At 58.5% G+C, this 19,789-nt stretch carries 22 protein-coding genes; 20 read left to right on the forward strand and 2 right to left on the reverse strand.

Going from position 1 to position 19,789, the window contains the following annotated elements; all coding sequences use genetic code 11:
- Positions 1–203: 203 nt before the first annotated feature.
- The 5 genes from H8790_RS10345 to mutM are packed head-to-tail and all read left to right on the forward strand — an operon-like array spanning position 204 to position 3,721.
- Positions 204–656: a MarR family winged helix-turn-helix transcriptional regulator gene (locus tag H8790_RS10345; protein WP_187332439.1), complete on the forward strand. Its 453-nt coding sequence runs from the start codon at positions 204–206 to the stop codon at positions 654–656.
- A 29-nt stretch (positions 657–685) separates the two neighbouring features.
- A complete protein-coding gene (locus tag H8790_RS10350; RefSeq protein WP_187332440.1) occupies positions 686–1,321 on the forward strand; it encodes a nitroreductase family protein in 636 nt (211 codons plus the stop codon).
- Between the two features lie 12 nt (positions 1,322–1,333).
- Positions 1,334–1,933, forward strand: a complete 600-nt coding sequence (locus tag H8790_RS10355; protein ID WP_187332441.1) for a nitroreductase family protein — start codon at positions 1,334–1,336, stop codon at positions 1,931–1,933.
- Positions 1,934–1,956: 23 nt separating this feature from the next.
- Positions 1,957–2,847 (forward strand): radical SAM mobile pair protein B, encoded by an 891-nt coding sequence (locus H8790_RS10360; protein WP_187332442.1) that lies wholly within the window; start codon positions 1,957–1,959, stop codon positions 2,845–2,847.
- Positions 2,840–3,721, forward strand: a complete 882-nt coding sequence (gene mutM, locus H8790_RS10365; protein WP_187332443.1) for a bifunctional DNA-formamidopyrimidine glycosylase/DNA-(apurinic or apyrimidinic site) lyase — start codon at positions 2,840–2,842, stop codon at positions 3,719–3,721. The genes H8790_RS10360 and mutM overlap by 8 nt, the downstream gene beginning before the upstream one ends.
- Before the next feature lie 112 nt (positions 3,722–3,833).
- On the opposite strand, the gene H8790_RS10370 is transcribed toward mutM, so the two are convergent.
- Positions 3,834–4,499 carry a Crp/Fnr family transcriptional regulator gene (locus tag H8790_RS10370; RefSeq protein ID WP_243208490.1) on the reverse strand — a complete coding sequence of 222 codons (666 nt, stop codon included), beginning with the start codon at positions 4,497–4,499 and terminating at the stop codon, positions 3,834–3,836.
- A gap of 103 nt (positions 4,500–4,602) precedes the next feature.
- On the opposite strand from H8790_RS10370, the gene H8790_RS10375 reads away from it, so the two are divergent.
- From H8790_RS10375 to guaA, 11 genes are all read left to right on the forward strand, one after another.
- A complete protein-coding gene (locus tag H8790_RS10375) occupies positions 4,603–5,298 on the forward strand; it encodes an ATP-binding protein (protein ID WP_187332445.1) in 696 nt (231 codons plus the stop codon).
- Positions 5,299–5,744: 446 nt separating this feature from the next.
- Positions 5,745–6,056 (forward strand): hypothetical protein, encoded by a 312-nt coding sequence (locus tag H8790_RS10380; protein ID WP_187332446.1) that lies wholly within the window; start codon positions 5,745–5,747, stop codon positions 6,054–6,056.
- Between the two features lie 13 nt (positions 6,057–6,069).
- A complete protein-coding gene (locus H8790_RS10385) occupies positions 6,070–7,116 on the forward strand; it encodes a V-type ATPase subunit (protein ID WP_187332447.1) in 1,047 nt (348 codons plus the stop codon).
- Positions 7,117–7,143: 27 nt separating this feature from the next.
- Positions 7,144–9,084 (forward strand): V-type ATP synthase subunit I, encoded by a 1,941-nt coding sequence (locus H8790_RS10390; protein WP_187332448.1) that lies wholly within the window; start codon positions 7,144–7,146, stop codon positions 9,082–9,084.
- Positions 9,085–9,119: 35 nt separating this feature from the next.
- Positions 9,120–9,572, forward strand: coding sequence for an ATP synthase subunit C (locus H8790_RS10395; protein ID WP_187332449.1), 453 nt, complete (start codon positions 9,120–9,122; stop codon positions 9,570–9,572).
- An 11-nt stretch (positions 9,573–9,583) separates the two neighbouring features.
- Entirely contained in the window at positions 9,584–9,889 is a 306-nt protein-coding gene (locus tag H8790_RS10400) for a V-type ATP synthase subunit F (RefSeq protein WP_187332450.1), read from the forward strand.
- A 12-nt stretch (positions 9,890–9,901) separates the two neighbouring features.
- A complete protein-coding gene (locus tag H8790_RS10405; protein WP_187332451.1) occupies positions 9,902–10,531 on the forward strand; it encodes a V-type ATP synthase subunit E in 630 nt (209 codons plus the stop codon).
- Positions 10,528–12,288, forward strand: coding sequence for a V-type ATP synthase subunit A (locus H8790_RS10410; protein WP_187332452.1), 1,761 nt, complete (start codon positions 10,528–10,530; stop codon positions 12,286–12,288). Before H8790_RS10405 ends, H8790_RS10410 begins: the two co-directional genes overlap by 4 nt.
- 15 nt (positions 12,289–12,303) lie before the next feature.
- Positions 12,304–13,719, forward strand: coding sequence for a V-type ATP synthase subunit B (locus H8790_RS10415; protein WP_187332453.1), 1,416 nt, complete (start codon positions 12,304–12,306; stop codon positions 13,717–13,719).
- Positions 13,716–14,342, forward strand: a complete 627-nt coding sequence (locus H8790_RS10420; RefSeq protein ID WP_187332454.1) for a V-type ATP synthase subunit D — start codon at positions 13,716–13,718, stop codon at positions 14,340–14,342. The genes H8790_RS10415 and H8790_RS10420 overlap by 4 nt, the downstream gene beginning before the upstream one ends.
- Before the next feature lie 274 nt (positions 14,343–14,616).
- The gene (gene guaA / locus H8790_RS10425; protein WP_187332455.1) at positions 14,617–15,906 is read left to right on the forward strand and encodes a glutamine-hydrolyzing GMP synthase; all 1,290 of its coding nucleotides are present in this window, start codon (positions 14,617–14,619) and stop codon (positions 15,904–15,906) included.
- A 213-nt stretch (positions 15,907–16,119) separates the two neighbouring features.
- On the opposite strand, the gene H8790_RS10430 is transcribed toward guaA, so the two are convergent.
- Complete coding sequence (locus H8790_RS10430) at positions 16,120–16,650, reverse strand: helix-turn-helix domain-containing protein (RefSeq protein WP_071428866.1); 531 nt, start codon at positions 16,648–16,650, stop codon at positions 16,120–16,122.
- Between the two features lie 191 nt (positions 16,651–16,841).
- On the opposite strand from H8790_RS10430, the gene H8790_RS10435 reads away from it, so the two are divergent.
- From H8790_RS10435 to H8790_RS10450, 4 genes are read left to right on the forward strand one after another with little or no spacing between them, the layout of a single operon-like run.
- On the forward strand, positions 16,842–17,045 hold the full coding sequence (locus H8790_RS10435) for a helix-turn-helix transcriptional regulator (protein WP_006571498.1): 204 nt from the start codon (positions 16,842–16,844) through the stop codon (positions 17,043–17,045).
- Complete coding sequence (locus H8790_RS10440; RefSeq protein ID WP_138308524.1) at positions 17,032–18,108, forward strand: site-specific integrase; 1,077 nt, start codon at positions 17,032–17,034, stop codon at positions 18,106–18,108. Before H8790_RS10435 ends, H8790_RS10440 begins: the two co-directional genes overlap by 14 nt.
- On the forward strand, positions 18,108–18,428 hold the full coding sequence (locus H8790_RS10445; protein ID WP_138308523.1) for a plasmid mobilization protein: 321 nt from the start codon (positions 18,108–18,110) through the stop codon (positions 18,426–18,428). The genes H8790_RS10440 and H8790_RS10445 overlap by 1 nt, the downstream gene beginning before the upstream one ends.
- Before the next feature lie 7 nt (positions 18,429–18,435).
- Positions 18,436–19,590 carry a helicase RepA family protein gene (locus tag H8790_RS10450; RefSeq protein ID WP_138308539.1) on the forward strand — a complete coding sequence of 385 codons (1,155 nt, stop codon included), beginning with the start codon at positions 18,436–18,438 and terminating at the stop codon, positions 19,588–19,590.
- The last annotated feature ends 199 nt before the right edge of the window (positions 19,591–19,789 follow it).

Here is a 19,789-nt window from a genome sequence, read left to right on the forward strand (position 1 = left end):
GACCCTTGAAGGACAAGCAGAGCCGCCCTGCTGAATTTTTCGTTCAGCAGGGTGGTTTTCTGCTTGTCTATTTATTTTTCCGCCACGGAATAGAGAGGGAGAAAGGCACCCAAACATCAGTTATAGATACTTGACAGGGCAATACCCATTTGATACAATAAAGTCTAATATTAGACAATCAAATATTTTACGGAGGTGCTTCTGTGGATTGGGAAGAAGTGAGGGAGTACGTCAATCAATATTGCGCATTGCGAGATATCCAATATGCCGCCTATGAATTGTATGCGAGGAAGCGCGGCTTGACCGCAAAAGAGCTGTTCGTCCTGGACATCATCTGGTTTGCGCCGGACGGCTGCCTGCAATCTGATATTTGCGAACGGCTGTCCGCGACAAAGCAGACCGTCAGCGCAATTATTAAAAAGTTTTTGAAACAGGGCTATGTATCACTGACCGAATCGGAGACGGATCGCAGGAATAAAATTGTCCGCTTTACAAAAGCGGGGATTGAGTACACGAAAGGGATTATACCACCCGCCGCTCATGCGGAAATAGACGCCATGAGCGATTTATCCGGGGAGGATATTGCCGAGTTGGTGCGTCTGACCACGCTTTTTTCAAACTATATGAAAGAGAAGTTTGAAGCCATACAGGAGTGATCGCAGCCAGGCGAAGGAGAGAGCGCGAAATGGAATTTGATGAAGTCATCAACAGAAGAAAAACCAGTCGGGAATGGACAGACAGAGAGGTAGACTTTGAAGCGATCAAACGAATCATTGGAGCCGGCATGAAAGCGCCCTCTTGGGATCACTGCCGAAGCTGGCAGTTTATCGTCCTCCATACCAAAGAGGAAAAGGAACATGCGTTCCGCTACGCAAAATCAGTCGTACGGAAATTTGATCCTACCCGATACGAGGGCCGAACGCTCAATTTATCTCAGGAGATGTATCTTTACGCCATGCCGCGGCAATATACCATGCTAACCGATTGCCCCTATGTGATCGTCCCGCTGTTTCAATGCAAACGGCTCAACGCCGAGTGGGTGAGCAAGCTCAACCCGCTCACCACCGCATGGTGCGTGGCGGAAAATATCATGCTGGCAGCCATCAACGAGGGCTTGGGGTATTCCCTCCGCATCCCTCTGAACCGGGAGCATGATGTGGTGCTGGAAAAGCTGGGTGTCCCCGATGGATGGATGACCCCTTGTTTCATCGGTGTGGGCTATCCCAAAGAGGACGAGCGTGTGCTGGAGCAGTACAGCACCGATCCCAGCAGTCATATACACAAGGGCGGCTGGTACATCCAAGAGACAATGAACCTGTAAAGGAGAATGGATATGGAATTTTACGAAGTGATCGAAAAGAGAAGGAGTATACGTCAGTTTGAGGACAAGGCCATACCCCCGGATATGCTGGAGCGGATTTTAACCGCCGGCCTGAAGGCCCCCTCGTCCAACCATCAGCGGCAATGGGAGCTGGTGACGCTCACGGACAAGGCCGTCATCCAGGAGCTGGCCAAGCTCATCAAGCCCTATCCCTGCCGCATCACCGAGCCAAAAACGCCCCAGCAGGAGATGTTCAAGATCGCCTACCCCCGCCAGCGGACGATGGTGGAGGAGGCCGCCTGCGTGATCCTGCCCTATTTCAAGTGCAAGTACGACCTGAAAAGCACCACCAACGACTACGGCCTGATGGACTATGGAGCGGCCTGGGCGCTGGTGGAGAACATTCTGCTGGCCGCCACCGCCGAGGGGCTGGGCTCTGTGGTCCATATCCCGGTGAAGAAAGAGCCGGAGCAGATCAAGGCGTTTATGAAGATCCCGGATGGGTATGTTCTCCCGACGCTGATCCTGCTGGGCTATTCCAGCAAGGATGCGTTGGTTCCCTCTCAGGTCAAGGCCACGGTGGAGAACAAAGTTCACTGGAACAAGTGGTAAAATAGAAACGCGGAGGCGGCCCTATGATAGTCCAAGGAATCGAAACGAAAAGTGTCCTCACCAAATCAAACTTACCTGTCAGCGACTATTCGGTAAACCCCTATGGAGGGTGCGCCCACGCCTGCAAATACTGCTACGCCATCTTTATGAAGCGGTTTACAGGCCACACCGAGCCGTGGGGCGAGTTTGTGGACGTGAAATATTGGCCCGCCATCCGGCACCCGGAACGGTACGCGGGAAAGGAACTGTTTATCGGCTCCGTGACCGACCCCTATCAGCCGTTGGAGGAAACCTATGGCCGCACCAGGGCGCTGTTGGAACAAATGCGGGGGAGCGGGTGCAAAATCAGCATTGCCACCAAATCCGACCTCGTTTTGCGCGACCTTGATCTAATCAAGGCCTTTCCAAACGCCCGCGTGTCCTGGTCGATCAACACCTTGGACGAGGACTTTCGCAGGGAGATGGACGAGGCGGTGAGCATCGAGCGCCGTCTTGCCGCCATGAAAGCCTTTCACGACGCCGGAGTGCGGACGACCTGCTTCCTTTCTCCCATCTTCCCCGGCATCACCGACGTGCCCGCCATCATCCGCAGGGCCAAGGCACAGTGCAATCTTGTATGGCTGGAAAATCTGAACCTCCGGGGAAGCTACAAAGCGGCTATCCTGGAATACATTAAGAAAAAGCGCCCTGACCTGCTGCCGCTGTATCAGGCCATCTACCAGCGGAATGACCGCACCTATTGGGCCACCCTGGACGAAGAAATACGGGAGTTCACCGGGTTGGAGGGCCTCACCTATGTCCGGGACGACGACTCAATGCACCGTCCCTTTGAGGCCCCGCCTATCGTGGTCAACTTCTTTTTCCACGAGGAGATCAAAAAGTCGGCGAAGAAGGAGGCGGCCAAAAATGCCTGAACTGCCGGAGGTGGAAACCGTCAGGCGCATCCTGGAGCCTCAGCTTGCGGGCAGAACGGTTGGAACTGTGGAAGTTTACAACGAACAGATTATCGCCCATCCGAAGGCGGAGTTGTTTATGGCGCTCCTGCAAGGGCAGACGATTCAAAAGATCAGTCGCCGGGGAAAGTTTCTCACCCTCCATTTTGAGAGCGGAGACAGGCTCTCCCTGCACCTGCGGATGACAGGACAGCTTCTGGTCATGCCCAAGGGGGAGCCGCTGGAAAAGCACACCCACCTGATCCTGTCCCTCTCGGACAGCAATCAGCTCCGCTACATCGACGTGCGGCGGTTTGGCCGTTTTTGGTATTTCCAAAAGGGCGAAACGGACACCCTCACGGGCCAGGATGCGCTGGGGCCGGAGCCAACAGATCCCATTCTGGCCGCAGATTATTTGAAATCAAAGCTGGGCAGGCGAAAGAAAACCATCAAAGAAATGCTTCATGACCAGACGGTGGTGGCCGGGATCGGCAACATCTATTCCGATGAAATACTGTTTGTTGCAGGCATTTATCCGGGAGCAAAGTGCGACGCCCTCAGTGATGCTGACTGGGAGCGGTTGGCGAGTGCCATTCCGGAAGTCATCTTATGGGGAATCGACGCCGACCAAATGACCCCGGAGGAGTACCTGCGGGGGAAAGGCAAAGAATATCGAAACGCGGAGCATCTACGGGTTTATGGCCGCGCCGGGCAGCCCTGTCCGGCCTGTGGAGAGGCCCTTTGCCGCAAGGTAATCGGCGGCAGAAGCAGCACATATTGCCCAAATTGTCAAAAGGCTTTCCCGGCCGGGGCAGGTTCTCTGCAGGTCAAAAGTCAAGGAGACAATCAGGCATAGCATACACTAAATAAATAATCCGAACACGCGCGGCGGCGGGGAATAATCCCCGCCGCCGCGCGCCCTTCTGCATTTGCGAAAAGAGAGCTGGATTGGCGCAGAAAGCGATACCCTACAGCGAAAAGTGGTTTTTGTGAAACGTCAAGATACCCTCACGGCGCATTTTGCTCAGTTCGGCGGAAAGGCCGCTGCGCTCCACCGACAGATAGTCCGCCAGCTGCTGGCGGGAAAACGGGATATCAAAGGCGGAGGCCCCCTGCCGCCGGGCCTCCGCGGAGAGGTAGGATAATATCTTCTCCCGGGTGGTACGCTGCCCCATGTGGGTGATTTTTTCGCTGAAGCGGAGATTTTTCCCAGCCAGGTCGGCAATCAGGTTTTGAATCAGCTGGCTGTGGCCGCCGCAGGCGTTCGGACAGGCAGTCAGAATCCGCCGGACATTCAAATGCAAAATGGCGCAGGGCCGCTCCGCCACCACGCTGACACTCAGCGCGGACCCGGGAGAGCAGGCGAAGGATTCCGCAAACAGCTGCCCCGGGTCAATGTGGGACACAATGTTCCGGTTCCCCCAGTAGTCCTCCTGCACAATCAGCGCACCGCCGGAGAGCATCAGTTTAAAAGAGTCCACCTCCTCTCCGGCGCGGAGGAGGTATGTCTCTTTGGGGTAGTGCTCAATTCGTGCCTCCAGGCACCGGAGCATGGTCTCAAGATCATCCCCTTTGATTCCGGAAAAAATGGGCGCGCTTTGGATTACGGACAAGTATTGTGTCAAAAAAGTCACCTCTGTTGAAATTTCAACCGATATGTTTTCTGCATCGTACTATACTGAATCCGAAAACGCAAGACCAATTGGTCGAATTTGATATCATTCGGAGGATTGACTCATGAAACGAAAAATTGTCCAGATTGATGAAGCAAAATGCAACGGCTGCGGCGCATGCGCGGCGGCCTGCCATGAAGGCGCCATTGCCATGGTGGGCGGAAAGGCCCGCCTGATTCGCGACGACTACTGCGACGGGCTGGGTGACTGTCTCCCGGCCTGCCCCACGGACGCAATTCAAATCATCGAGCGGGAGGCGGCCCCCTATGACGAGGCGGCCGTCAAAGCCCGCCAGGCTGGGCTGGGCGCCCCCTGCGGCTGCCCCGGAACGCGGATGAAAACCATCCGCCACGCCCAGGGCGCCCAGCTGCCTCCCGCAAGCAACGTCCAGCCCCAGAGCCAGCTTTCCCAGTGGCCAGTACAGATCAAGCTGGTCCCTGTCAACGCCCCCTATTTCGACGGTGCCAAGCTGCTGATCGCGGCGGACTGCACCGCCTACGCCTACGCCGGATTTCACGAGCGGTTCATCCGGGGCCACATCACCCTTGTTGGCTGCCCCAAACTGGACGCGGTGGACTACTCGGAAAAGCTGGCCGCCATTCTTCGGGAAAACAACATTGAGAGCCTCACCATTGTCCGCATGGAGGTCCCCTGCTGCGGTGGGATCGAGCAGGCCGCGAAAAGCGCCCTGCAGCAAAGCGGGAAATTCATTCCCTGGCAGGTGGTGACCATCTCCACCGACGGCAGGATTTTGGATTGACCCTTTTTCCTGATTTTGTTTTACCGGCGGTTCGCCAAGTCATACGCTGCACACGGGCCTGCGCTATCCGCGCAGGCCCGCTTCGTTTTGCGCGGTCCCTCTGTAAAGAACCCGTTAATCTTTTCAGCAGCCTTTTCCCTGTCTTCCCCGCGCCGACACCCTCTTTACAGCCCAAGCCGTTCAGGGTCCGCTCCAAGCCAGCCCGCGCCCTGGCCCCTGACACAGAAGCGTTTGGCGGTCCGTCCCGATTTTCTTGCATCCAAACCAGCTTGTCCTGGCATCATTTCTTCGATTCTTCACAGAATATGTACCCATACAATTCCATCCAAAACGTCTGGGTCATCATTCCAAACCCACAATGACAGATGGCTTGCATCTTGCGTAAAATGGGTGTAATGTGATAGGCACATTTTAAATGGTTTCTTGCAACTAAGGGAGGTGCTCTTTTGGATAAAGTCATTCAGGAGTTGGTTGCAATCGACCGCCAGGCCCGAGAGGCGGTACGCTCTGCCCAACAGCGGAGCGAGGCGGAACGGGCTAAGATCGTCCAGGAGAAAGAAGCGCTCAGCGCCTGTTATCGCAAGCGGGCCGAACAAAAGGCGTTGGCGCTGGAGAAGTCTGCGGGCGAAGAGGCGGATCAAAAGGTGCAGCAACTGGAGAAAGCGCATCAGGCATCCCTTCAGGACCTGGAGAGTCGGTTTGACCGCCGGCGGCAGCAGTGGGTCGACGAGATTGTAGCGCGCTGCATCCAGCGGTGAAGGGGGCGCCAAAATGCTGACCTCCTTTTCGAGCAAGGCCATCATGGCCAAGTGCAAGGCCATGTATGGCCAGCATCTGACGGCTCAGCAATACCAGGAGTTGATGCACTGCACCAGTGTCTCAGCCATTGCCTCCTATCTTAAGGAGGAGCCCGCCTATCAGCAGGCCCTTGCCTCCGTCCGTCCCGACGCCATCTACCGGGCCCAGTTGGAGCGGATGCTACGGAAAAGCCGCCACGCCCAGTACGCCGGATTGATGCGCTACGACTTCTCCGCATCGGACAGCTTTTACCGCTGCTTGATGCGCACGGGGGAAATCGAGCAGATACTGGAGCTGATCCGTCTGCTGAATGCCGGTTATCCGGAGCGCTTTGCCAAACAGTACCCCGTTTTCCTGGAGCATGGCGCAAGCTTTTCCTTTGAGGCTCTGGCTCAAGTCCGGGAGTTTCCCCAGCTCCTGCAGGTATTGGAGCGCACTCCCTATGCAAAGGCCCTGGAACCTTTTCAGCCGGAGGAGGCAGGCCAGTCCATCGACTATACCGGCTGTGAAACCGCCTTGTATGCCGATTACTACCGCCGTCTGGAGCAGACCGTGGACCAGCTTTTCCGGGGACGGGTCCGTTCTCAGCTCCAAGAACTGATTGAGACCCACGTGGAGCTCATCAACATCCGCACCATCTACCGGATGAAAACCTTTTTTCCCGATGCGGAGCCGGACCGGATTCGCCGGCTTCTGCTCCCCTCCTGGCGGCGGATCAGTGCCGCGGAACTGGAGCAGTTTCTCAGTGCGCCCACAGCCGGGGAGTTCCGCACGGCACTGAGCGGATCCCGTTATTCCAAATACTTTGGCTCCGATGACCTGGTGGACATCGACTACCGGGCCGACCGGGTGGAATATCACCTGGCCAGGCGTTTCATGCATTTTGCCTCCGACGCGCCCACGGCCTTCATGGCCTTTATGGTGCTGACCCAATTGGAGCTGGAAAACATCGTAACCATCATCGAGGCGGTTCGTTATGGGACGCCTCCGGAGGAAATCGCCTCCATGCTCATATTATAATTTCCAGATTGGAAAGGCGGTGTAATTTTGTCCATTGCAAAAATGACACTGGTACAGCTGACCGGCAAGCTCCAGGTGCTGGACGAGGCATTGCTGCGTCTTACCGAGGTGCCCCGCTTCCACCCGGAGCAGCCCTTCCAGCTCTCCGGCAAGGTCAAGGGCTTTTCCCCCATTTCACAGGAAAACCCCTACAAACCCCTGCTGCAGCAGCTGACCGAGCTGGCCCAACTCACCGGGTTTGAGTTGAGGCCCGCCCCGGATTCCGCCCAGGCGCCGCCGTCCCCGGAGGAGATGAAAACCTCCCTGGCCGCGCTGAAGGTTCAATTTGACAAGCTCTCCGACTACCGGAAAAAGCTCACCGGCTTCGCCGAGGAAAACAAGGAGGCCCTCGCGCTATTGGAGCGGCTTCAGACCCTGGACGCGGATGTGGACGACATTTTCTCCTGCGAGTACGTGAAGGTCCGTTTCGGCAGGCTGCCCACAGACAGCTACCGGAAGCTCGATTATTATACCGATCAGCTCTTTGTCTATGTCTCGCTGACCGAGGACGACGAGTACTGCTACGGCTTCTATTTCACCACCGAGGAGGTGATTGCAGAGGTTGACGACCTCTTCGCCTCCCTCTATTTCGAGCGGATCTGGGTGCCCAAGACCATCCACGGGACGCCGGAGGCCGCCAGGGAGAGCCTGGAACACAGCCTGGAGCAGACCAACCGGGACTTGGAAACGGTCAACAGGCGGCTTACCGAGATCATGCGGCAAAACAGTGACTTCATCCTTGCCGCCTATACCCGCCTCTCCGCCCTGAACCGCACCTTTGAATACCGCAAGTATGTGGGTGCCTATCATGACATGTTCCACATCACCGGGTTTATCCCCACCGCGGATGAGAACTCATTCGCCGAGCGGTTCGCGGGCCTTGAAAACCTGACCGTGGACTTCAGGCCCCACGACAGCGACAGGCGCTTTCAAACGCCCACTCTTTTGAAAAACAACTGGTTCTGCCGCCCTTTTGAGCTCTTCGTAGAGATGTACGGCATCCCCTCCTATGAAGAGCTGGATCCCACCGCCTTTCTGGCCCTCAGCTATACGCTGCTGTTCGGCATCATGTTCGGCGACCTTGGGCAGGGGCTCTGCATTGCTTTGTTGGGACTTCTTCTTGCCAGGTGGAAGCGGATGGAATTCGGCCGGATTCTCTGCCGCATCGGCCTCTCCTCCGCTCTGTTCGGCCTTCTCTATGGTTCGGTGTTTGGGTTGGAAAACGCCCTGGACCCCTTGTATCACGCCCTGGGCTTTGCGGAAAAGCCCATTGAGATCATGAACCCTGTGACTATGAACAACCTGCTCTTTTTTGCCATCGGCCTGGGCGTGGTGCTGATCGTGGTCTCCATCTGCATGAACATCGCCCTGGGCCTTCGCGCCCACGACGTGGAGCGGGCCCTTTTCTCCCAAAACGGCCTCGCGGGACTTATCTTCTATGGTGCCGTGCTCACCGGTGTGGTCTCCATGGTCATGGGCCACAGCCTTTTTGGAAACCCCATCCTCCTCAGCCTTTGCATCCTGCCCATCCTGGTGATCTTTCTCAAGGAGCCGCTGGCCCGCCTGATTGACGGCAGCCGCCCCCTGCCGCCCGGCGTAAGCCCCGGGGGCTTCCTGGTGGAGGGGTTCTTCGAGCTGCTGGAGGTGCTTTTGAGCTTCGTCACCAACACCATGTCCTTTCTGCGTGTGGGCGGCTTTGTCATCAGCCACGCCGGCATGATGGCGGTGGTGCTGACGCTGACCGAGATGATGCAGGGCTCGGGAAGCATCCTGACCTTCATCGGCGGGAATCTCTTTGTCATGGCCCTGGAGGGCTTTATCGTGGGCATCCAGGTTCTGCGCCTGGAGTTCTACGAGATGTTCAGCCACTATTTTGAGGGGCAGGGAATCCCCTTTGTATCCATCGCTGCTGAGCCGCAGCGGCCATAACGGGCGTCTGCCCAAGAGATTTGGAGGAATTGAACATGAATATTTGGTTGGCTGTTTTGATCTGTTCCCTTGTGATCGTCCTGCTGTGCGCGCCGCTGGTGCCCCTTGCACGGGGCCGCCTGAGTGCAAAGTCCGCCCGGCGCAGGATCATCATGAACTTAGGCACCTTTGCCTTCGTGTGCCTCTTAGGCGTCGTGCTGCCCATGACCGGCTTTGCCGCCGAGCCGGCAGCGGGCGCAGCGGATTTGGCGAGCCTCTCCATTGCCGGCACCACCGCCCAGGGCCTGGGCTTCCTTGCCGCCGCCCTCTCCACCGGCCTCTCGGCCCTTGGCGCGGGCATCGCCGTGGCCGCCGCAGCCCCCGCTGCCATCGGCGCGGTCAGTGAAAACGCGAAATCCTTCGGCAAGGCCATCATTTTTGTGGTGTTGGGCGAGGGCATCGCCATCTATGGCCTGCTCATCTCCATTTTGATCATCAACCGCCTGTAAGAGGCTCCGCAATGAAATTCTTTTTAATCAGCGACAACATGGATACCCAGATGGGCATGCGCCTGGCCGGGATTGAAGGCGTCGTGGTCCATCAGGCGGACGAGGTGGAGCAGGCGCTCAGCCAGGCCGTACAGGACCCGGACATCGGCATCGTGCTGGTGACTGCCAAGCTGGTCTCGCTCTGCTCCGCGCTGATCAACGAGCGCAAGCGGAACTACAAACGCCCCCTGATCGTGGAAATTCCCGATCGCCACGGGGAGGATGTGGGCGCCGCATTGGAGCGGTACATCGGTGAGTCTCTGGGGATCAAGCTGTAGGGAGGGGTTAACATGAAAGCGTCTCAGCGGGATATTCAAAAAAAGCGTGAGCAGTTCCGCCAGAGCATCATGCGTCAGGCTGACGTACAGATTGCCAAAATCGACGCGGAGCTGGAGTCCTTTCGCGCCAATGAGCTGGGCAAGTGCAAGGACGACGCCCGCGGGAACTCCCACCACATGTTAGATGAGGAGCGGCTCCGGATTGAGCACGAAGCGGGCCAGCGGGTCTCGGCCCGGCGGAGCGAACTGCGCCGCCAGCTCTATGAGCGCCGCTCCCAGCTCACCGACGACCTCTTTGCCCAGGCCAGGGCGCGGCTGGGCGACTTTGTCTCCGGCCCCGACTACCCGGACTATCTCCGCAAAAAGGCCGGCAAGGCCTCCGGCCTCCGGCGCGGCGGTGAGGAAGTTGTGCTCCAGGTACGCCCGGAGGACCTCCGGTACGAAAAAGACCTGATCCAAGCCTGCGGCGCCCCCTGCCGCGTGGAGGCGGCGGAGGCCATCGCGCTGGGGGGGCTGCTTGTCTCCCTGCCCGAGAGCGGCAGAGCCGCCGATGAAACGTTGGACGCGGCCCTGGAGGCCCAGCGCCAGTGGTTCTATGAAACTTCGGAACTTTTCCTTGGCCCGGGAGGTGAGCAGCTGTGAATGAAGTCTATTCCATCAATGGCCCCGTTGTCACCGTCCGTGGCGCTACCTCCCTGAAAATGCTGGAAATGGTCTATGTGGGCCGCCGTCGCCTCATCGGCGAGGTCATCGGCATCACCCGGGAGAAGACCACCATCCAGGTATACGAATCCACCACCGGCCTGACCCCGGGTGAACCCGTGGAGTCCACCGGCGCGCCTCTTTGCGCCACTCTGGGCCCGGGAATCCTCTCCAACATCTACGATGGGATCGAGCGGCCCCTGATGGAGCTGATGCGCACCTCCGGCGCCATGATCGACGTGGGCTCCAGCCTGAGCGCCCTGGATGAGCAGAAGATGTGGCAGGTGAGCGTGAAGGTCCGGGAAGGTGATCGCCTTACCCCGGGCCAGGTCTATGCCACGCTGCCGGAGACACCGCTCATTGAACACCGCTGCCTCGTGCCCCCCGGCCTTTCCGGCACGGTGACCTTCGCGGCCCAGGACGGCCTCTGCCGCGTCAGCGACGTGGTGGTGCGCCTTAAGGAGGAATCAGGCCGGGAACGGGAGCTGAGCCTCTGCCAAAAGTGGCCCATCCGCACACCCCGGCCGGCGGCGGAGCGGCTGCCCATCTCTGTGCCCCTCATCACCGGGCAGCGCGTCATCGACACCCTCTTCCCCATCGCCAAGGGCGGTACCGCGGCCATCCCGGGGGGCTTCGGCACCGGGAAGACCATGACCCAGCATCAGCTGGCCAAGTGGTGCGACGCGGATATCATCGTCTATGTGGGCTGCGGCGAGCGGGGCAACGAGATGACCCAGGTGTTGGAGGAGTTCAGGGAGCTCATCGACCCCAAATCCGGCCAGCCCCTGACCGCACGCACGGTTCTGATCGCCAATACCTCCAACATGCCTGTGGCGGCCCGGGAGGCCTCCATCTACACGGGCATCACCCTGGCGGAGTACTACCGGGACATGGGCTACCACGTGGCCATCATGGCCGACTCCACCTCCCGCTGGGCCGAGGCGCTGCGGGAGATTTCCGGCCGGCTGGAGGAGATGCCCGCCGAGGAGGGCTTCCCCGCCTATCTTCCCAGCCGCATCTCCCAATTCTATGAGCGGGCCGGGCTGGTCAGGACCCTTGGCGGCCAGGAGGCCTCCGTGTCCATTATCGGCGCCGTCTCGCCCCAGGGCGCGGACTTCTCAGAGCCGGTGACCCAGAACACCAAGCGCTTTGTGCGCTGCTTCTGGGCCCTGGACAAATCCCTGGCCTACAACCGCCATTACCCGGCCATCAACTGGAACGAGAGCTACAGCGAATATGTGGAGGACCTCTCCCAGTGGTATGCCCAGCACGCGGGCCGCCAGTTCATGGCCCGCCGCCAGGAGCTGATGGGCCTTTTGCACGAGGAGAACAAGCTGATGGAAATTGTCCGGTTGATTGGCTCTGACGTCCTGCCCGACGACCAGAAGCTGATCATCGAGATCGCCAAGCTGATCCGCACCGGCTTCCTGCAGCAAAACGCCTATCATAAGGAGGACACCTATGTGCCGCTGAGCAAACAGCTGCGGATGATGGAGGTCATACTGCACCTCTACCACGGCGCCCTGGACGCCATCTCCGGACGGGGAGCCGAGCCCCACGCCGTGGCACTCTCCGAGGTGCTGGAGTCCGGCATCTTCAGCCGCCTTTCCAAGATGAAATACGAGGTGCCCAACGACCATCCGGAGCAGTTCGACAGCTACGATCAGGACATCGACCAGGTCCTGTCGGCGCTGTGACGGGAGGAAGAGCAAATGAGCATTGAATTGACCGGCCTGAGCGAGATCAACGGCCCCCTGGTGGCGCTGGACGGCGTCACCGGCGCGGGCTTTGACGAGATGGTCCGCCTGCGGCTGAGCAGCGGCGCCGTCCGATCCGGGCGGGTGGTGCAGATCGAGGGAGAGCGCTGCATCATCCAGGTGTTTGAAGGCACCAATGACCTGGGCCTGAGCGGCACCCGTGTGTCCATGATGGGCCATCCCATGGAGCTTGCGCTGTCCCCGGAGCTGCCCGGCCGTATTTTTGACGGTGCCGGCCGCCCCATCGACGGCCTTGGCCCCCTTTTTTCCGAAAAGAAGGCCGATATCAACGGCCTGCCCCTGAATCCTGTGGCCCGGGTCTATCCCCAGGACTATATCCACACCGGCATTTCCTCCATCGACTGCCTGATGACCCTGATCCGCGGACAGAAGCTGCCCATTTTCTCCGGCCCCGGCATGCAGCATAACAAGCTGGCCGTCCAGATCGTGCGCCAGGCGCGCCTGGCCAAGGCTGACGGCGCCCGCTTTGGGATTGTCTTTGCCGCCATCGGCGTGAAAAACGACGTGGCCGACTACTTCCGCCGCTCCTTTGAAGAGGCAGGGGTGATGGACCGGACCACCATGTTTTTGAACCTCTCCAACGACCCCATCATCGAGCGGATCCTGACGCCCCGCTGCGCCCTCACCGCCGCGGAGTACCTGGCCTTCGAGCTGGGCATGCACATCCTGGTCATCATGACCGATGTCACCGCCTACTGCGAGGCACTGCGGGAGTTTTCCTCCTCCAAGGGTGAGATCCCCGGACGAAAGGGCTACCCCGGCTACCTGTATTCCGACCTGGCCTCCCTCTATGAGCGGGCCGGCATCATCAAGGGCGCCGCCGGCTCTGTCACCCAGATTCCCATCCTCACCATGCCCAATGACGACATCACCCATCCGGTTCCCGACCTGACCGGCTATATCACCGAGGGCCAGATCGTGCTGGACCGCTCTTTGGACGCCACCGGTGTCTATCCCCCTGTGGCGGTGCTCCCCTCCCTGTCCCGCCTCATGAAGGACGGCATCGGCGAGGGCTATACCCGGGCCGACCACGCCGCCGTCTCCAACCAGCTGTTTGCCGCTTACGCCCACGTCCAGGACACCCGGTCCCTTGCCTCGGTGATCGGCGCGGAGGACCTCTCTTTGGTGGATCAGCAGTACCTGAAGTTCGGCACGGCCTTTGAGCGCTATTTCATCACCCAGCGCTTTGACGAAAGCCGCACCATGGACGAAACGCTGGATTTGGGGTGGACCCTTTTGTCCCTCCTTCCAAAGAGCGAGCTGGACCGGGTGGACAACGAGATGCTGGAGGCCCACTACCACCCCGGCGAGGCCCAATCCCTCCTGGAGCAAAGGGGTGAGGAGCTGTGAGCCAGCAGATTTTCGCCACCAAGGGCAATCTGATGGCCGCGAAAAAGTCACTGGCCCTTTCCTCCATGGGCTTTGACCTTTTAGACCGGAAGCGAAACGTGCTGATCCGGGAGATGATGTCGCTGCTGGACCAATCCAAGCAGCTGCGCCGGGAGATCGGCTCCACCTACCAACAGGCCTATGACGCCCTGGCCAAGGCCAACCAAACCCTGGGCTCGGTGGATGATCTGGCCCAGGCTGCTCCGGTGGATCACGGCATCCAGCGCATCCGCTTTCGCAGCGTGATGGGCGTGGATATCCCCATTGTGGAATATGAGGAGCCTCAGCGCACCCTCTCCTACGGCCTTCACCAGAGCAACTCCCTGCTGGACAACGCCTATTGCTGTTTCTGCGAGGCCAAGCGGATGACCGCGCTGCTGGCGGAGGTGGAGAACAGCGCCTTTCGCCTGGCCCAGGCCATTGTCAAGACCCAGCGCAGGGCCAATGCGCTGAAAAACGTGAGCATCCCCACTCTGGAGTCCACGGTCAAATTCATCACCGACGCCCTGGAGGAAAAGGAGCGGGAGGAGTTCTCACGCCTGAAGGTGATCAAACGCCAAAAGCAGGCCCAGTGCTCAGATTAATGAAAAACGGCAGCCTCCGGAAAACGGAGGCTGCCGTTTCCTCTTTTGGACCACCGCTAACCGTTCTGTCAGTCTTGCAGGTACCCTCTTTGCCGAACTTGAATACAGTATAACCAAGGCAAGTAGCGAATCAGGAGACAGGTATTCAAATTCGTGGATTGCCATATGGATTGGCAGTATGCTTCCCATCAAATGCGAAAGGGAAGGAACTCTCTTGCGAAAAGCAGTACATCTATGGTAGGATATCCCTATAAAGATACTAAGGAGGACTGCAATGAAGCAGGACATGATTGTCATTTTGGACCTGGGCAGCGAGGAAAATCCCCGCCTTGCCCGTGAAATTCGTTCTCTTGGCGTTTACAGCGAGATTCATCCCCACGATCTCACCATGGAGGAGCTCAAGGCCCTCCCCAACGTAAAGGGCCTGATCCTCAACGGCGGCCCCAACCGGGTGGTGGACGGCGTCACCATCGACGTCTCGGCGGACCTTCTGCACTGCGGCCTGCCGGTTCTCTGCGCCGACCACAAGGGGGAGGCGCCCTGGCCCGCCGACGAGACGGATCGGAAAAAGGCCCTCTCCGACTTTGTCTTCCACACCTGCGGCGCCGAGGCCAACTGGACCATGGACAACTTCATTGCCGACCAGGTGGAACTGATCCGCCGCCAGGTGGGCGATCAAAAAGTGCTGCTGGCCCTCAGCGGCGGCGTGGACTCCTCGGTGGTAGCCGCGCTGCTCATCAAGGCAATCGGCAAACAGCTCACCTGCGTCCACGTGAACCACGGCCTGCTCCGTAAGGGTGAACCCGAGCAGGTGATCGAGGTCTTCCGCCACCAGATGGATGCCAACCTGGTCTATGTGGACGCCGTGGACCGCTTTTTGGACAAGCTGGCCGGCGTGGACGATCCGGAGCGCAAGCGGAAGATCATCGGCGCTGAGTTCATCCGCGTCTTTGAGGAAGAGGCCCGGAAGTTGGACGGCATCCGCTTCTTAGGCCAGGGGACCATCTATCCCGACATCATTGAAAGCGGCACCAAAACCGTCAAGGCAGTCAAGTCCCACCACAACGTGGGCGGCCTGCCGGAGGACCTGGATTTCGCCCTGGTGGAGCCTTTGAAGATGCTCTTTAAGGATGAGGTCCGTGCCTGCGGCAAGGCCCTGGGCCTGCCGGATTCCATGGTCTACCGCCAGCCCTTCCCCGGCCCCGGCCTGGGCGTGCGCTGCCTGGGCGCCATCACCCGGGACCGCCTGGAGGCGGTGCGGGAGTCCGACGCCATCTTACGGGAGGAATTTGCCAATGCCGGCCTGGAGGGCAAAGTGTGGCAGTACTTCACCGTTGTCCCCGACTTTAAGTCCGTGGGTGTGCGGGACGGCGTGCGGACCTTTGACTGGCCGGTGATCCTGCGGGCCGTGAATACTGTGGACGCCATGACCGCCACGGTGGAGGACGTGCCCTTCTCCCTTCTCCAGAGGATTACCCGGCGCATCACCAGCGAGGTGGCGGGAGTCAACCGCTGCCTTTACGATCTGACGCCGAAGCCCTCCGGCACCATCGAGTGGGAATGAGTTTTTGAAACTTTGAACCCGTTGCGGCACAACGGATAGACGGTTTTGTGCCTCTCTTTTGATAACGATTTGATAACGCTCCCCATAGGCCGTATCATTCTGTATCCCCGGTGGATTGCAGGTGAAAAGTGTTCCTTTGCGGCTTGTGGGTGACAGAAACCATATTACAAAGCCCTTACCGATGGCAACATCGGTAAGGGCTTTTGCTGTCTGTCAATCCTTTCCCAGCCTGTCCTTGAACGCTTCCACAAGGAAGTCGCTCAATTCCTTGGAGGGGACTTTGACCCATTTCCGGGTGGTGTCGTACTTGGGGTAGTTGTAGCGCCAGCGGTCGTAGTCCTCTCTGGTGATCTCCCCGGCCTCCAGCTTCTTGGCCTGCTCCGCCCAGGCGGACAGCATTTCAAGCATATCAACATAGGTCTTGCCTTTGGACTTGTCCAGCTTCAAACAGATTTCGCCGTCAATCTCTCCGATGGTAAGTCCCCGAATGTCCTCCAGGGCAAAGAGGGTGTGCATGAGGCCAATGTCGCTGTCTATGTCAGGGACGGTCAAGGCATCGGTGGACACTTCAAAGAAGCCCGCCAGCGTTCTGGTCAGGTCGGCCTTGGGGGTGCGGCTCCCGGTTTCATACTGCGCCATACGCACATCGGCAGAGCGTTCCGGGAACCCCACCACCTGACCGAGATACTTTTGCGTAACACCTTTCTTATTGCGGAAGAAGCGAATACGTTCACCAATCGCCATAACTGCCAACTCCAATCTATGTAATGGGGGACACTTGGAGTATAACAGATATGTTTAGAACTGTCAAGCAAAATATAAATAAATTTGTTTATATTTTCTTCTTGGAAAGCCTTGACATAACGGAATATAGTTAGTATAATAGAGCCAGCATTAAACAAATAGCGTTATCATTCAAGAAAGGAGGAACCAGCATGGAGAACAAGTTTATCCGGGTGGACGAGGTAGCGGACGAGCTGGGCGTGTCGAGGCCCTACGCCTACAAGCTCATTCGCCAGCTCAACGAGGAACTGAAAGGAAAGGGCTTCATCACCATTGCAGGGCGGGTCAACCGCCAGTATTTCAACGAACGGCTTTACGGAGCCAGAAAGGAAGTGAACGAAAATGCCGGTATTTAAGGACGAAAAGCGGGGCACATGGTACGTCATGGCGTGGTATCGGGACTGGACGGGGGAGCGTAAGCAGAAGTGCAAGCGGGGCTTTCCCACCAAGCGGGAGGCCCAGGACTGGGAGCGCAGCTTTCAAATGCAGACCGCCGCCGACATGGATATGACCTTTGAAGCCTTTGTCGAGCTTTACACCAAGGACGTGCGGCCCCGGCTGAAAGAAAACACCTGGCTGACAAAGGAGAACATCATCCAGAAGAAGATTCTGCCCTACTTCGGCAAGCGGAAGATCAGCGAGATCACCACCAAGGACGTGATCGCATGGCAGAATGAGCTGCTGGCCTATCGGGACGAACAGCGCAAGCCCTACTCCCAGACCTACCTCAAGACCCTGCACAACCAGCTCAGCGCCATTTTCAACCACGCTGTCCGCTTCTATGAGCTTCGTTCCAACCCCGCCGCCAAAGCTGGGAACATGGGGACGGAGGAGCGAAAGGAAATGCTGTTCTGGACAAAGGCGGAGTATCAGCGGTTTGCGGAGGCCATGATGGACAAGCCCCTCTCCTACTACGCCTTTGAAATGCTCTACTGGTGCGGTATTCGGGAGGGGGAGCTGCTGGCCCTCACCCCGGCGGACTTCGACTTTGAGGCCGGGACGGTGAAGATCAACAAGTCCTACCAGCGGCTCCACGGCGAGGATGTGATTACCACTCCGAAAACCAAGAAAAGCAATCGTACCATTAAAATGCCCAATTTCCTCTGTGACGAAATGCGGGACTACCTGGGAATGCTCTACGGGGTCAAGAAGAAAGACCGCATTTTCACCGTTACAAAAAGCTATCTCCACCATGAGATGGACAGAGGGGCGAAAGAGGCTGGTGTGAAGCGTATCAGAATCCATGACCTCAGACATTCGCACATTTCGCTTCTGATTGATATGGGCTTCTCTGCTGTGGCGATTGCTGACCGGGTAGGCCATGAGAGTATTGAGATCACATACCGCTATGCCCACCTGTTTCCGTCCAAGCAGACGGAAATGGCGGACAAGCTGGACTTTGAAAGGACGGGAGCATAATGTCGGCTAAAAATTTGGACAATCACAACCGCTGGCGGAACAAGACCGTGGCATTCCGGGTGTCCCCGGAGGAGGACGAACAGCTTGAGATTGCCGTCCGCCTGTCCGGGCTGACCAAGCAGGACTACATCACCCGGCGGCTGCTCAACCGGGACATTGTGGTGCAGGGCAATCCCAGGGTCTACAAGGCCCTGCGTGACCAGCTCGCCGCCGTCCTGGGGGAGCTGCGGCGCATGGAGGCCGGGGGCGGGGTGGATGATGAACTGCTCGCCACCATCCGCCTTATCACCATGACGCTGGATGGAATGAAGGAGGATTGATAGATTGATGGATTCCAGAGAAACGAAAAGGACTGTCCCGGTTCCGTCTGTTGGCGCAGACGGGGAACAGCCCATTTCACAAGCAACTGCCATGAGTATATCAGAAGCGGCTACCGAAAACAACCCCCAGGAGAAAAGTTTGGAGGAAAGGCTTCTGGAAATGCGCCGCATGACCGACCCGGCCTATCTCCCCACCATTTCCATGAGTGAGCTTTACCAGAATGTCTACCAGGGCAGACCGCCAATCATTGACGGTCTGCTCTACCCTGGGACGTACCTCTTTGCGGGAGCGCCCAAGGTGGGCAAGTCGTTCCTGATGGCCCAGCTTGCCTATCATGTGAGCATGGGCCTCCCCCTGTGGGGCTACCCCGTCCACAAGGGCACCGTCCTCTATCTGGCGTTGGAGGACGACCATCGCCGATTGCAGGGGCGGCTGTATCGGATGTTCGGCATGGACGGCACCAACGACCTGCTCTTTGCAATCCACGCTAAACAGCTCGGCGTTGGCCTGGAGGGACAGCTCAAAATGTTCGTCCGGGAACACCCCGATACCAAGCTGATTATCATTGACACCCTCCAAAAAGTCCGGGAGGCTGGCGGAGACAAGTACAGCTATGCCAACGACTACGAGGTGGTGGGCACACTGAAACGCCTTGCCGATGATTGCGGTATCTGTCTCCTGCTGGTACACCACACCCGAAAGCAACAGGCAGACGACAAGTTTGATATGATTTCCGGCACCAACGGCCTGTTGGGTGCGGCGGACGGGGCCTTTCTTCTTCAAAAGGAGAAACGGACGGACGGCAGCGCCATTCTGGACGTGGCCGGGCGTGACCAGCAAGACCAGCGGATGTATCTCACCAAGGACAGGGAGCGCCTTGTGTGGGAGCTGGAACGGCTGGAAACGGAGCCGTGGGTGGAACCGCCCGACCCGGTATTAGAGGCCGTTGCCGCCCTTGTGACGGCGGACAGGCCCGCCTGGGGCGGTACGGCCACGGAGCTGGCGGCGGCGCTCCAGACCGACATGAAGCCCAACGCCCTGGCTATGCGGCTGAACGTCCGGGCCGGGAGGCTGGCGGCGGATTACCATATCCGCTATGAGAACAGCAGAAGCCACGCCGGGAGAAGTATCACCCTCACCCTGGAACCGCCCCAGGCGTGACGACCGTGACGGCTGTGACGGCTTTTTTGAGAGCGGGGCGGTGTGTAAAACATCGTCACGGTCGTCACGGCCGTCACGGGGAGCGGGGCCAAAAGTCAAGGGGCCATACCTGGGGGTGGAGATTGCCGTAAGGCAATACAACCCGAACCCCTTGACTTTTGGCCCACGGAGGACACTGGCCGGGTGGGGGGAAAGGCTG

This window comes from Oscillibacter hominis, assembly GCF_014334055.1.
GTDB lineage: Bacteria > Bacillota > Clostridia > Oscillospirales > Oscillospiraceae > Oscillibacter > Oscillibacter hominis.

Coding starts and splice junctions, on each gene's coding strand:
- H8790_RS10350 (WP_187332440.1), top strand. CDS start 686: ATGGAATTTGATGAAGTCATCAACAGAAGAAAAACCAGTCGGGAATGG.
- H8790_RS10355 (WP_187332441.1), top strand. CDS start 1,334: ATGGAATTTTACGAAGTGATCGAAAAGAGAAGGAGTATACGTCAGTTT.
- H8790_RS10360 (WP_187332442.1), top strand. CDS start 1,957: ATGATAGTCCAAGGAATCGAAACGAAAAGTGTCCTCACCAAATCAAAC.
- mutM (WP_187332443.1), top strand. CDS start 2,840: ATGCCTGAACTGCCGGAGGTGGAAACCGTCAGGCGCATCCTGGAGCCT.
- H8790_RS10375 (WP_187332445.1), top strand. CDS start 4,603: ATGAAACGAAAAATTGTCCAGATTGATGAAGCAAAATGCAACGGCTGC.
- H8790_RS10385 (WP_187332447.1), top strand. CDS start 6,070: ATGCTGACCTCCTTTTCGAGCAAGGCCATCATGGCCAAGTGCAAGGCC.
- H8790_RS10395 (WP_187332449.1), top strand. CDS start 9,120: ATGAATATTTGGTTGGCTGTTTTGATCTGTTCCCTTGTGATCGTCCTG.
- H8790_RS10400 (WP_187332450.1), top strand. CDS start 9,584: ATGAAATTCTTTTTAATCAGCGACAACATGGATACCCAGATGGGCATG.
- H8790_RS10405 (WP_187332451.1), top strand. CDS start 9,902: ATGAAAGCGTCTCAGCGGGATATTCAAAAAAAGCGTGAGCAGTTCCGC.
- H8790_RS10415 (WP_187332453.1), top strand. CDS start 12,304: ATGAGCATTGAATTGACCGGCCTGAGCGAGATCAACGGCCCCCTGGTG.
- guaA (WP_187332455.1), top strand. CDS start 14,617: ATGAAGCAGGACATGATTGTCATTTTGGACCTGGGCAGCGAGGAAAAT.
- H8790_RS10430 (WP_071428866.1), bottom strand. CDS start 16,650: ATGGCGATTGGTGAACGTATTCGCTTCTTCCGCAATAAGAAAGGTGTT.
- H8790_RS10435 (WP_006571498.1), top strand. CDS start 16,842: ATGGAGAACAAGTTTATCCGGGTGGACGAGGTAGCGGACGAGCTGGGC.
- H8790_RS10440 (WP_138308524.1), top strand. CDS start 17,032: ATGCCGGTATTTAAGGACGAAAAGCGGGGCACATGGTACGTCATGGCG.
- H8790_RS10445 (WP_138308523.1), top strand. CDS start 18,108: ATGTCGGCTAAAAATTTGGACAATCACAACCGCTGGCGGAACAAGACC.
- H8790_RS10450 (WP_138308539.1), top strand. CDS start 18,436: ATGGATTCCAGAGAAACGAAAAGGACTGTCCCGGTTCCGTCTGTTGGC.